Raw genomic sequence first — 12,252 nt, forward strand, 5'->3', positions numbered from 1 at the left:
GCCCATGCTGGGCAACACCGGCCCTGCTCGGCACGCAAGGGCAGGTTTTCTTGAAGGCGAGGCGATCGAAACACCGCCGCCGAATGGGCACTGAACACAGCGGTGACCCTTCAAGTTCAACTCACCAATTACTGTTCAGCGATCACTTCGGCAACCCAAGCCTGGTTTGCCAAATACCACTGCACGGTTTTTCGAATGCCTGTTTCAAAAGTTTCAACCGGCTTCCACCCCAACTCGCGTTCAATTTTTCGGGCATCAATGGCGTATCGGCGATCATGCCCGGGCCGATCGGCCACAAAGGCAATTTGTGTTGAATAAGAAATACCATCTGCACGGGGTTGCAGTTCATCCAGCAAGTTGCAAATCAATTTCACAACATCGAGGTTGGCTTTTTCATTCCAGCCACCAATGTTGTAGGTTTCGCCCAGCACACCGGTTTCAAGCACGGTGCGTATGCCGCGTGTGTGGTCTTCCACAAAAAGCCAGTCGCGAATTTGCTGACCATCGCCATACACCGGCAGTTGCTTTCCGTTCAAGGCATTCATGATGCACAGCGGGATCAGCTTTTCCGGAAAATGATAAGGCCCATAATTGTTGCTGCAATTGGTGGTCAGCACGGGCAAGCCATAGGTGTGGTGCCAAGCGCGCACAAGGTGGTCGCTGGCTGCTTTGCTGGCCGAGTAAGGGCTATTGGGTTCGTAACGGTTGGTTTCAGAAAATGGGGCGTCTTTTGGTTTCAGCGTGCCGTATACCTCATCGGTACTCACATGTAAAAACCGAAAACCGGCCTTGGCCTCGCCTTGCAAACCATTCCAGTATTCGCGTGCGCATTCCAGCAAACGGTAGGTGCCTACCACATTGGTTTCAATAAATTCGCCCGGCCCAAGAATGGACCGGTCCACATGGCTTTCTGCGGCAAAGTTCAACACCGCGCGGGGTTTGTGTTTCTCAAAAATAGCGCGCACGGCATCTACATCGCCAATGGAGGCGTGTACAAATGTGTGCTCAGGTCGCTTCAATACCGGGCCCAGGGTGCTCAGGTGGCCGGCATAAGTCAAGGCGTCCAGGCTTACAACGGGCTCAACGCTGTGCTCAAAATGCTGGCGCACATAACATGAACCGATAAAACCTGCGGAGCCCGTAACAAGTAAAGTCATGATCTATCAGTAAATTGCTTAGAATAAAACCTGAACTAAAAAAATACACAATAAGTCACAATATCAATTGTGCAGATCAGGGCAGTATTTCAATTATCACAGGCATCAGCCAGCTTTTTAATTTATTAGGGACAGAACATGACTATCAATGGGAAACTCATCACACGCTTGGGCCTGATTGCAGCGGCCTCTTCACTGGCCGCCGCATGCGTGGCCGTAGTACCAACACCCAATAACAATGAAGGCAATACCGCTGAAAACAGCGGCACTTCAGCCACCCTGTGCAACATCGAAGGCAAGCAGGAACAAGATTTGTCGGACGGCACCACCAAAGCCAAGGTGACACAGTCTTGCGAAGAAACCGTCATTTACGTTGAAAACCAACACAAAGAGCACCCCAAACGTTGCCGCGTGCTGGTGGGCGCACAGCTGACCGAACTGTACATCATGCCCGGTGAAAACCGCACACTGACCCAAACCGGCCCTGTGGCACGCAACACAGTGCAAGTGGGTTGCATCAACGACTGGAACCGCACCAAGTAAGCACAGCGTAAGCCATGGTTAACTTTGGTTAAAAGTTGTCATTAACATTTCATGCTGATTTAACATTCCACTGTAACAACCTCGGTGAAATGGGAAATCAGTATGAAAACGGTCTTGTTGCTTGATGATGCGCGCTCCATTCGCAGTGTTTATGCGGAAGTAATTCGTCAAGCCGGGTTTGACGCCCAAACCGCATCCAGTGCCGAAGAAGGGTTGCAATACATTGTCGACCACGGCACACCCGACCTCATCGTGACTGACATCAATATGCCAGGCATCAGCGGCCTGGAGTTTTGTAAACGGGTGCGGCATGTGGCCAAGCACACGCCAATCATTGTCATGAGCGCCTTGTCTGACAAAGGTATGGTGGCCGAAGCAAAAACCGTAGGTGTTCAAGGCTGGATGTTAAAGCCCGTCGAGCCCGAGTATTTTCTCAACAAGCTGAGGTCAGTTCTAGGCGAGATTCAGGCTTTGTCCAGCTGACTGCGGGCCAATTCCACATTGCGTTCAGCGCCCAGCACATTGAGCAGCACGACAACGCGTTGATCACTTTTTTGGGATGCAATTTTGCCCATCATGCCTTCGAACGGGCCCTCGGCCACACGCACCTCACCACCTATTTCAAGCGCATTCAATTTCAGCAAATCGATCACGGAATCGGAGTCGACTTGGTGTTGAATCAACTCAATCAACTCAACAGGCACCACTGAAGGTTTGCCGCCAAACTTCACCAAATCCACACAGCCTTTGGTTGAGCGCAGCTTGGAAAAATCGCTCACCCCCACCTCCAGGTGAATAAACATGTAGCGGGGAAAGAGGGGTTCAACTACCTGCACAGTGCCCTGCCCCGCCTTGCGCTTTTGCACACGGGCTTGCGGAAAAAATACCTGGTAGTTCTGGCGTTGCAGGTTTTCCAGCGCCACGGTTTCCTGGCGGGGCTTGGTGTACATCACATACCACTGGGCCATGGTGTTGCATTCTTCAAAATAAGGCACAGGCCGCATTCTAAACCCTTCAAAGCGCAGGATAAACAACAGTTTTGATAATTGATATTAGAAATGCAAGTCATTATCGTTTAGTATCCTATCTTCATAAAAATTCCAAATCCACCACAGCAATCATCATGAAACTCAAACCTGTTGCACTGGCCATGCTTGGCCTGGGCCTGCCAGCTTTGGCCATCGCCCAAACCACCAACAATCAGCTCGAAGAAGTTGAGGTTCAAGCCCGCGAGCAAGGCAGCTACTCCAGTAACGCCGTGCAGGTGGGCACCTTCCGCGACACAGCACCCATTGATGTCCCGCTCACCGTGAACTCGGTCACCCGCGAGGTGCTGGATGCACAATCAGCCACCACCCTGTTCGGTGCACTGCGCAACACCGCCGGTGTTACCCGCTCGCAACTAAACGGCTCAACCTACGACAACATTGCCATTCGCGGCATTCTGGTAGAAAACCGCGGCAACTACCGCCTCAATGGTTCACTGCCCATTATCAATCTGGTCGATGTGCCCCTTGAAAACAAACAACAGGTGGAAGTGCTCAAGGGCGCATCCTCCCTGTATTACGGTTTCATTCCCCCCTCGGGCGTGGTGAATCTTGTTACAAAACGTGCGGGCAACAAACCTGTACTCAGCCTGAGCCAAAGTGTGAATGAACATGGCGGCGCCACCACCCACCTGGACTGGGGCCGCAAGTTTGGCGAGAACAACAACCAAGGCCTGCGCGTTAATTTGGTGAAGGGCGCTGAAGACATTGGCGTGAACAACTACAGCGGCGAACGCGAATTGGCCAGCATTGCCTACGACTGGAAAATCACCGATCGCTTAAGCTTTCGCTTCGATGTAGAACACTATGAGAAATCAGTCAGCGAGCAGGCCGCAATTGCGCTGCTGCCTGCAGTCAATGGCAGGGTAACCCTGCCCCCAGTGCCCGACAACAAAACCAACCTGGCTGGCGAATGGCAACAATACGATGCCAACGCACAAAACTACCTGGCTCGCGTGGACTATGTGTTGAGCGATTCTTGGGGAGTGTTGTTTGAAGCCGGTTACGCCGAAACCACTCGCGATCGTGCCTTTTCCCAATTCCAAAACTACGACCTGAACACCGGCGAGGGCGAGCTGCGAATTTTCTACAGCCGCGACCAACAATTCGACAACACCAACTACCGCGGTGAAGTTTACGGCGAAGTGGTCACTGGGCCAATTACGCACAACCTGTCTTTTGGCTACACCACCAACACCCGCGCCAGCAACACACCGGGCGTAACCGGCACACAAAGCCTGTTCAACCAAAACCTGTACAACCCCCGTGAAATTGCACCACAGAACGTAAGCTTCACAGGTGCATATTCCGCTGTAACCATTGATGACCAAGGCCTGTATGTATTTGACCGCATGCAGTTGGGTGAACTGTGGCAGGTATTGGCAGGCCTTCGCCGTGGCGACTACCGCACCGAAAACCTGAGTGTTCTGGCCGATGGTACACGCACTGTTCGTCTTTATAATGCACAAGAAACAACCCCTTCTCTGGCGGTAATGTACAAGCCACGCCAGGATGTGTCGTTGTACGCCAGCTATGTGGAAGGACTTGAGGAATCGGGGCAGGCACCTGCCAATGCGGCCAATGCATTCCAGTTGCTCGACCCCGCAGAATCAGAACAGCGTGAGGTGGGTGCCAAGTTCAATATTGGTCAAAAAAGTTTGGCGCAAATTGCGTATTTCGACATTGAACGTGCCTCTACTTTTCAAGACCCAGCAACCAACCTGTTTGGCCTGAACGGCAAGGCGAATTACAGCGGGTTCGAGATGGCGTGGACCGGCGAATTGAACAAGCAACTTTCGATTGCCGCCTCAGCCTTGTTGATGGATGCGGAATTACAAAACGACGGCAACCCAGCCACTGTGGGGCGTGTGCCTGAAAACACCGCCGAAAAAACAGCCAGCCTGTTTGCTGAATACCGCTTGATCAGCATACCGGGCTTAAGCTTCAGTGGTGGTTTGTACTACACCGGCGAGCGCGCTGTGAACGATCAAAACCAGGCGTTTATTGGCGGCTACACAGTGGCCTCGCTGGGCGCACGTTACTCGACTGTCATTGGCAGTACGCCCACGCAGTTTCAGTTGGTGGTCGACAACCCCACCGACAAAAACTACTACAGCACCGCAGGCAACGGCTTGATTGGTGTGGGCACACCCCGAACCATCAAGGCGATTGTTAGCGTCGATTTGTAATCAACTCAAGCTTGTAAAAGCCACACCCTGTTCGTCCTTGGGCGACAGGGTTGGCTTTGCAACACCAGCCTGCTTCAATGGCCAATCAATGTTCAACACCGGGTCGTTCCAGGCCATGCAATGCTCGTGCTCGGGGCTGTGGTGCTCGGTCACCTGGTAACTGGTAATTGCGGTGTCGGTCAGCGTTAAAAAACCATGCGCAAAACCAGGCGGTATCCACAGCTGAATATGGTTGGTGCTGCTTAATTCACAGCCATACCACTGGCCAAATGTTTCCGAATTTTCACGCAGGTCCACAGCCACATCAAACACTGCACCGTGCACCACACGTACCAATTTGCCCTGTGCCTTGGGGGCAGTTTGCCAGTGCAGGCCGCGCAACACCCCGCGCTTTGAAAGCGATTCATTGGTTTGTACAAACTCGGGCTGAATGCCAGCCACCTGCTTGAAAGTTTTCGCATTGAAGCTTTCAAAAAAGTGACCGCGTGCGTCGGTGTAAACGGTGGGTGTAAGTAACAACAAACCTTGCAGGGGAGTTGGATTGCATTGCATGTTCACTGCCCCGCCTCAAGCAAGCCCAGCAAGTAATCGCCATAACCGCTGTTGCGCAATGGCTTTGCCAGCGCGGCCAATTGTGCCGAAGTAATCCACTGGTTGCGCCACGCAATTTCTTCAGGGCAACTCACCTTCAAGCCCTGCCGGCGCTCAATGGTTTGAATGAAGTTGGCCGCGTCCAGCAAACTGTCTGCGGTACCCGTATCAAGCCAGGCCTGACCACGGCCCATGTGTTGCACTTCAAGCTGCCCCATGGCCAGGTAGGTTCGTATTACATCGGTAATTTCAAGTTCGCCACGGGCTGAAGGTGTCAAACCTTTTGCAATGCCCGCTGCCTGCCCGTCAAAAAAATACAAGCCTGTTACCGCCTGCTTGCTTTTGGGCTGTGCAGGTTTTTCTTCCACACCAATTACTGTGCCCTCGGCGTTCAGCTCAAGTACGCCATAGGCTTGCGGGTTTGCCACCGAATACGCAAACACAGTAGCACCGTGCTTTTGCCCGTAGGCATATTGCATTTGGCGCACCAGGTTCTGGCCATAAAACAGGTTGTCGCCCAACACCAAGGCACAGGGTGCGCCCTGCAAAAAGGGTTCGGCCACGATCAGCGATTGCGCAACACCACTGGGTGTGGCCTGCACAGCGTAATCAATGCGCATGCCCCAGCGGCTGCCATCGCCCAACAATTGTTCAAATCGCGGTGTGTCGTGCGGGGTTGAAATCACCAGCACCTCCCGTACACCCGCCAACATCAGGGTGCTCAGGGGGTAGTAAATCATGGGCTTGTCGTAAACGGGCAGCAGCTGCTTGCTGACAGCGGCAGTGGCCGGGTACAGGCGGGTGGCTTGCCCACCGGCCAACACTATGCCTTTGCGGTTCATGTTTTCACCTTGGTTAACCTTGCGTGTTTCATATCTTATGTGAAGTAGACAAGGAAAACCGCTTGGCACCTACAACAGCTTCGCCAACCGTGCCAAGGCATCCAGGCCTTTGCCCAAAACACCCAGTTGTTCGTTCGGGGCTTCCAGTTCAGCCAACTGCGTACGCATGGTTTTTACATGGCCAGCCAATTCGCCAAGTTCGCCTTTCGCCTTGGTGCTCAAAGCTGTATAGCGGGCATTCTCTGCATTCACAAAAGCAAGGTAAGCAGCCGCCAAAACTTGCTGGTGTTGTTTGCGTTCCTCTGCGCTTAACAGGTCTACATCAATCAAATACAAAGCTGAAAACACGGCATGCACATCGTTTTGCAAGGCTTCAAAATCACTTGGGGTCATGGGTATTGGGCTCACGTTTATTGGCTGCCTGAATATTTGAATTGAGTTGATCAAAAACGCCCTGCAAGTGCTCGAAACTACCCTCGCCGCGCAGCACGTTCACCCAGGCTTGTTGCATGTCAATGCTGGCCGCTTTGGCCTGCTCCAACAGTTCAATGGTGGGCACCTGCTTGATGTGTTTCATCCAGGCATTCTTCCAGGTTTCGCCCAGCTTTTTATCCTCCACAAAAGGCTTCAATACTTTCTCGCGGTATTCAACCTGGCGGGCCAATTCCTCGCGTTGCGTAATCCACTGTATTTGCTCCTGCAAAATGTGCTGGTTCAACAACAAGGCGTGCGCCACGGGTTCTGCGCTGCGTCGCAATTCTTCGCGCACTTGGGCACTGTGCTTCCAACTGGCCACATGCCCAGCCAGGCCCGCCACCGCCTCTTTGCTCACGCGGGGTATGCCGCCTACATCAGGCGCTTTGTTCAAAGCCTCCACCAGCTTTCGCAAGGCCCGCGTGGTGCCGGTGCTGGTGTCGCCTTTGGCCAGCGCGCTTAGCTCGGCAAAATAAAGCGCCTGCGTGTCGAAGTATTCGCTGGTGGTTTGCAGCAAGGCCGCCCTTTGTTGCATGGCTTGCGTGTGCACCAACAGCGTTGAATTGTCACGGGGCAAATTGGGCAACAAACTGGCTGTAAATTCAAGCGTGTGGGTTAGTGCAAAGCTGTTTACTTTTTTCAAGGTGGTGGTGTACTGCTTGCCCGTGGTGGCCAGGCCATCCACCTGCAGGGGTGTTTTGCTGGCGCATGCCGCGGTCAATACCAAGGCAACACACACCGCAAAGCGTGAAATCAATTGAAGCAAGAAAACCTCCGGTGCCTGAAATCGAATGGGGCACCCAAGATACGTGGAAACTTTCCAGGGTGATAACCGCTAATTTGGGTTACAAAAACCAGGGGTCACCCATTTAGACATTGCCTGTCCAGTGCCTCACCACTTATGCTTAGGGCAAACTACTTATTGCTCTCTCTCATTGCTCTATTTATGAAAGCTGAAGACCCGCACCAACTCACCATTCTGCGAGAGCAAACCAAACTTCTGTTTGAGCACTTGCCTTTTGTTTTGTACGGTGTCATGGCTTCTTCGGCTGGCTTGGTGGCTGTGCTTTGGCACACAGGCCAGGGCAATGCGCTGCTGCTGTGGCTGTTGGCGGTGTACATGCTCACTGGTTTGCGCTGGTGGGTGCGCCGGCATTTCAACAAACTCGGGGCACATTTCGACCCACAACACTGGATACAAGTGGCCGTTCAATTCACCGCGGCATCGGGTATTTTGTGGGGTTTCGCGGGGGTCGTGTTTTTTTCAACCGACCCCATGGTGCTGATGACACTGGCTATTTTTCTCGCGGCCATGGTGGCTGGTGCGGTGTCTTCCCATGCCTGCCACACCCCCGCCTACGCTGCGTTTGCGCTGCCGGCGTCACTGCCTTTCATCGCACGCTGTTTGTGGGAAAACACACCCTTCCTTTGGGTGCTGGGCAGCGTGGCATTTGTTTATGTGCTCATCAATATTCACTATGGGCGCAACCTGCAAAACATGGTGATTCAGTCCATTCGTTTGCGCTTTCAAAACGCTGAACTCATTAGCGAGCTGACCTTGCAAAAGCGGGTGGCCGAGCAGGCCAGTGTGGCCAAAACACGTTTTTTGGCGGCGGCCAGCCACGACCTGCGGCAACCCGTGCAAGCCATCGAATTGTTGGTGGATGCACTAAGCGAAGACTTGGCCAACCACCCCAGCAAAGGCTTGCTGGACCGAATTCAGGAGGCAGGCTACGGCTTGCGCAACTTGCTGAATGCCTTGCTGGATTCTGCAAAAATTAACGCAGCTGCCATTACTGCCAAGCCACGCCATGTTCAACTGGCCCCTTTGCTTAAACGCATTTGTAATGAAATGGCTACCCAGGCACAACACAAAGGCCTTGATATTCGCGTAGCAAAAACCAAAGCGTGTGTTTACACCGACCCCGCCCTGCTTGAACTGATTCTTCGCAACTATGTTGAAAACGCGATCAAGTACACACCCGAAGGGCGCGTGCTGATCGGGTGCCGCAAACAGGGCGGGCAAATCCGGATTGAAGTGCACGACACCGGCATCGGCATACCCGCCAGTGCCCAGGAAACAGTGTTTCAAGAGTTCTACCAACTGGGCAATCCCGAGCGCGACAAAGCCAAAGGCCTTGGACTGGGCCTGTACATCGCGCACAGCTTGGGCAAATTGTTGAACCACGACATTGGTGTGAATTCTACAGTGGGCAAGGGCTCAATGTTTTACGTGACTGTACCGCAGGGCGATACCAGCCACTTGATGGATGAACCCAGCCGCGTGCAGGCCGGTGGTAAAACCCCATTGACCGGCAAAACCGTGTTGTTGATTGATGATGACGATTTGGTGCGCGCCAGCGTGACCGAAATGCTAAGCCGCTGGCAATGTTCAACCATTGCAGCTGAAGATGCGGAAACTGCCTTGCGTATTCTCATGGCCCGTGGCCGAATGCCCGATGCCATTGTGGCCGATTATCGGCTGCGCAATAAAAGCACAGGTGTACAGGCAATACAATCATTACAAGCACAACTTGGAAATGTACCAGCTGTAATATTGACTGGGGATACCGCCCCCAGTCGAATTCAGGAAGCCAGAAACTCCGGTTTCCTGATCTTGCACAAACCGCTCAGTGGCGTGCAATTGCGAAGTACATTGAGTGAGTTGATGAGTATCCAAACTACAGGGTAAAAATTAAGCGGGATAAAACTGAACGCCGTTTTTCAGAATATTCTTTCTCAAGGCTTCGTTTCCCAGTTTCTCAAAGTGAATGCAGTCCACTTTAAACACCAAGGGCAAGGCATCTATTTCATTCCACAGGGAATTAAAATTCGACTCGGTCATTGCGGGCGCAACCACTGCAAGGTCGATATCGCTGCCATCTTTAAAGTGACCCGAGGCACGTGAACCGAACAAATAGACCACTTCAATAGTCGGATATTTGGCGAATGCTTTCCTCAACTGCTCAATTACCTGGCTCGACAAGCCATACTTCACAGTCAATTTTCACTCCATCGCCGTACTTCACCGGCCAAATTCTGAAACATCGTGTCACCATGGTTTTTCACAAACTCGTACACCTGATCCGCCAGTTTCTCGTCGTAAGTATGGCTGGACAAATTCCGCATTCGTTGGGCCTCGCTCCAGGCATTACCATCATGTATCAACCCCGCAACCAAAGCCTCTTTGAAAACATCGCGGGGATTCAAGGCCACAATACCCAACACTTCAAGTCGCAATTTTAGTGTTTTCCAGGCCAGCTCCCAACAAAACTCGAAGCGTTGAATAACCGAATCTCGAATGAACGAATCCAGAGGCCGCTCGCAAGCCTCGGTTAACCTCTGACTGGCTTTCAGAAAATCGGCTGATCTTTCATTCAAACGTTCCATATTTGCCAAATACCCTAAATACTCGCCCTCGTGAGTTTAATTCTAATTCAAGCCCGCCCATATACATCGTCAAATCGCACAATGTCGTCTTCTTCCAGGTAGTCGCCACTTTGCACCTCAATCATCACCAGGTTCATTACGCCGGGGTTTACCAGGCGGTGCTTGTTCCCAGCGGGAATGTAGGTTGATTCATTCTTGCGCACCAAAAACACATTCTCGCCATTGGTTACTTCTGCAGTACCACTGACTACAATCCAGTGCTCGCTGCGGTGGTGGTGCATTTGCAAACTAAGCGATGCACCCGGCTTTACTTCAATGCGTTTAATTTTATAACCAGCGGAATCTTCAAGCACGGTGTAAGTACCCCAAGGGCGGTGCACGGTGGGGTGCAAATTCACCAGTTCACTGCCCTGCGCCTTCAAGGTTTCAACCACTTTTTTCACATCCTGGTGGCGGCTTTTGTCAGCCACCAGCAAAGCATCGGGCGTGTCAACAATCAACAAATTTTCAACACCCAAGGTGGCCACAGCCCGGTTGCCCAAGCGCACGTGGGTGTTGTTGCTGTCAATTGAAATCAGTTGGCCTGCGCCTTCTTGCTGCACTGTGTTGCCCTGTGTGTCGGGCGTGCATTGCTCGGCCAAGGCAGCCCAACTGCCAATGTCGCTCCACTGAAAATTGGCAGCCACCACCGCCACATTGCTGGCCTTTTCCATCACGGCGTAATCAATGCTGATGTCGGGCAATTTTGCAAATTCATCTTTGTTGAACGTAAACACGCTGCCGCTTGCCTTGGCATTTTTGCTTTCTTTGGCACTGGCCCAAACAACACTCGCTTGGCTGGCCACGCTGGGCTCATTGTTCTCGAGCGCCTGCAACAGGTCACTTGCGCGCAAGGCAAACATGCCGCCATTCCACACATACTGGCCACTGGCCAAGTATTCCATGGCCAGTTCAAGCTTGGGCTTTTCCACAAAACGCTGCACAGCAAATGCGCCGTTAATTTCGTCGACAGGCGCACCTTGCTGAATGTAACCAAAACCAGTCTCGGGTGTGCTGGGCGTAATACCAAAACAAGTGAGCCAGCCCTTGCGTGCAGCGGCCACGGCTTGTTGCGCAATACGCACAAACTCGGCAACCGGGTTAATTAAATGGTCGGCCGGCAACACCAACAGCACCGGGTTTTCAGCGGGGTAACGGGCTTGCGCCCACTGCGCAGCCAAGGCAATGGCTGGTGCAGTGTTGCGGCCTTGTGGCTCCAGCAACTGGTGCAGGGCCATGTTGCCGCCCTCGCTTTGCAACACAGGCATGCATTCGTCTTGCAGCAGGAATTGGTAACTTTCATTGCTCACCAACAACACATCGTTTGAGTCAGCAGCTTTGGCCACCGCAGCGGCACGCCGCACGGTTTGCGCAATCAGGCTTTCCGCACCCACTTTCAAAAATGGCTTCGGAAAGTTTTTGCGCGACAAAGGCCACAAACGGGTGCCTGCGCCGCCGCATAGAATTACAGGGATTACTCGGTTGCTGTTGCTCATCATTCACTCATTCCTGAAAATACGCTTTCGTGTGTGTATGCACCTGCGGGTTGTTCAACAACTCGTCCACGGGCATCCATACATAGTCGTTGTGTTGCGCTTTGGGCAAATGATCCAAACCACCCAAACCTGGCAAATGTTGCTCCGCATTCAAGCGGTGGGCCAACACCACGTAATGGGTGGTAACACCCGGAAGCCCTGCAAAATTGTCAGTGTAGTGGTGTTCGTACACCCCGCCTAACAAAGCCTTGCTTCTTGATTGGGTGCTTACCCCAAGTTCATCGCGAACCAAGCGCTCAAAAGCCTGCTGCAACGTTTCACCCTTGCGCACTACACCACCGGGCACAAACCAGCAGTGTTGTGCGGGCTTGTTGTTTCGCCAGCCCAGCAGCACCTCATTGCGCGCATTGGTCACAATCAAATCGATTGATACCAAGGGTGTGCGTTCAACTACCTCGGCCCATTGCTGCGGGTTCCACCACATC

Annotated in this window: 14 protein-coding genes; 4 read left to right on the forward strand and 10 right to left on the reverse strand. The window is 52.7% G+C overall.

From position 1 onward, the window contains the following. Positions 1–128: 128 nt before the first annotated feature. Positions 129–1,157: a dTDP-glucose 4,6-dehydratase gene (gene rfbB / locus B4C79_RS08500; protein WP_291739419.1), complete on the reverse strand. Its 1,029-nt coding sequence runs from the start codon at positions 1,155–1,157 to the stop codon at positions 129–131. A gap of 138 nt (positions 1,158–1,295) precedes the next feature. On the opposite strand from rfbB, the gene B4C79_RS08505 reads away from it, so the two are divergent. Both B4C79_RS08505 and B4C79_RS08510 read left to right on the forward strand, forming a co-directional pair. After that, the gene (locus B4C79_RS08505) at positions 1,296–1,700 is read left to right on the forward strand and encodes a hypothetical protein (protein WP_105027428.1); all 405 of its coding nucleotides are present in this window, start codon (positions 1,296–1,298) and stop codon (positions 1,698–1,700) included. 102 nt (positions 1,701–1,802) lie between these two features. Continuing rightward, positions 1,803–2,183, forward strand: a complete 381-nt coding sequence (locus B4C79_RS08510) for a response regulator transcription factor (RefSeq protein ID WP_105029709.1) — start codon at positions 1,803–1,805, stop codon at positions 2,181–2,183. Here the strand turns inward: B4C79_RS08510 and B4C79_RS08515 are convergent. Beyond that, positions 2,165–2,695, reverse strand: coding sequence for a transcriptional activator RfaH (locus B4C79_RS08515; protein ID WP_168426819.1), 531 nt, complete (start codon positions 2,693–2,695; stop codon positions 2,165–2,167). The two genes, B4C79_RS08510 and B4C79_RS08515, sit on opposite strands and share 19 nt — an antisense overlap. A 128-nt stretch (positions 2,696–2,823) precedes the next feature. Here B4C79_RS08515 and B4C79_RS08520 point away from each other — a divergent pair, with 128 nt between their 5' ends. After that, positions 2,824–4,935: a TonB-dependent siderophore receptor gene (locus tag B4C79_RS08520; protein WP_291739418.1), complete on the forward strand. Its 2,112-nt coding sequence runs from the start codon at positions 2,824–2,826 to the stop codon at positions 4,933–4,935. Here the strand turns inward: B4C79_RS08520 and rfbC are convergent, their stop codons facing one another. The 4 genes from rfbC to B4C79_RS08540 form a co-directional block, all read right to left on the reverse strand. Continuing rightward, positions 4,936–5,487, reverse strand: a complete 552-nt coding sequence (rfbC, locus tag B4C79_RS08525) for a dTDP-4-dehydrorhamnose 3,5-epimerase (RefSeq protein ID WP_171100823.1) — start codon at positions 5,485–5,487, stop codon at positions 4,936–4,938. A 2-nt stretch (positions 5,488–5,489) separates the two neighbouring features. Next, positions 5,490–6,368: a glucose-1-phosphate thymidylyltransferase RfbA gene (gene rfbA / locus B4C79_RS08530; RefSeq protein ID WP_291739417.1), complete on the reverse strand. Its 879-nt coding sequence runs from the start codon at positions 6,366–6,368 to the stop codon at positions 5,490–5,492. A gap of 69 nt (positions 6,369–6,437) precedes the next feature. Further along, positions 6,438–6,761 carry a hypothetical protein gene (locus tag B4C79_RS08535; protein ID WP_291739416.1) on the reverse strand — a complete coding sequence of 108 codons (324 nt, stop codon included), beginning with the start codon at positions 6,759–6,761 and terminating at the stop codon, positions 6,438–6,440. Further along, the gene (locus B4C79_RS08540; RefSeq protein WP_291739415.1) at positions 6,748–7,608 is read right to left on the reverse strand and encodes a hypothetical protein; all 861 of its coding nucleotides are present in this window, start codon (positions 7,606–7,608) and stop codon (positions 6,748–6,750) included. Before B4C79_RS08540 ends, B4C79_RS08535 begins: the two co-directional genes overlap by 14 nt. Positions 7,609–7,788: 180 nt before the next feature. On the opposite strand from B4C79_RS08540, the gene B4C79_RS08545 reads away from it, so the two are divergent. Continuing rightward, the gene (locus tag B4C79_RS08545) at positions 7,789–9,534 is read left to right on the forward strand and encodes an ATP-binding response regulator (RefSeq protein ID WP_291739414.1); all 1,746 of its coding nucleotides are present in this window, start codon (positions 7,789–7,791) and stop codon (positions 9,532–9,534) included. 3 nt (positions 9,535–9,537) lie between these two features. Here the strand turns inward: B4C79_RS08545 and B4C79_RS08550 are convergent, their stop codons facing one another. The 4 genes from B4C79_RS08550 to B4C79_RS08565 are packed head-to-tail and all read right to left on the reverse strand — an operon-like array spanning position 9,538 to position 12,251. Next, complete coding sequence (locus tag B4C79_RS08550) at positions 9,538–9,840, reverse strand: nucleotidyltransferase family protein (RefSeq protein WP_291739421.1); 303 nt, start codon at positions 9,838–9,840, stop codon at positions 9,538–9,540. A gap of 2 nt (positions 9,841–9,842) precedes the next feature. Further along, positions 9,843–10,232: an HI0074 family nucleotidyltransferase substrate-binding subunit gene (locus tag B4C79_RS08555; RefSeq protein WP_291739413.1), complete on the reverse strand. Its 390-nt coding sequence runs from the start codon at positions 10,230–10,232 to the stop codon at positions 9,843–9,845. Positions 10,233–10,279: 47 nt separating this feature from the next. Continuing rightward, complete coding sequence (locus B4C79_RS08560; RefSeq protein ID WP_291739420.1) at positions 10,280–11,767, reverse strand: mannose-1-phosphate guanylyltransferase/mannose-6-phosphate isomerase; 1,488 nt, start codon at positions 11,765–11,767, stop codon at positions 10,280–10,282. A 7-nt stretch (positions 11,768–11,774) separates the two neighbouring features. Then, positions 11,775–12,251: a GDP-mannose mannosyl hydrolase gene (locus B4C79_RS08565; RefSeq protein WP_291739412.1), complete on the reverse strand. Its 477-nt coding sequence runs from the start codon at positions 12,249–12,251 to the stop codon at positions 11,775–11,777. Position 12,252: the final 1 nt, after the last annotated feature.

Source organism: Limnobacter sp. UBA7229 (genome assembly GCF_002473065.1).
Lineage (GTDB): Bacteria > Pseudomonadota > Gammaproteobacteria > Burkholderiales > Burkholderiaceae_B > Limnobacter > Limnobacter profundi.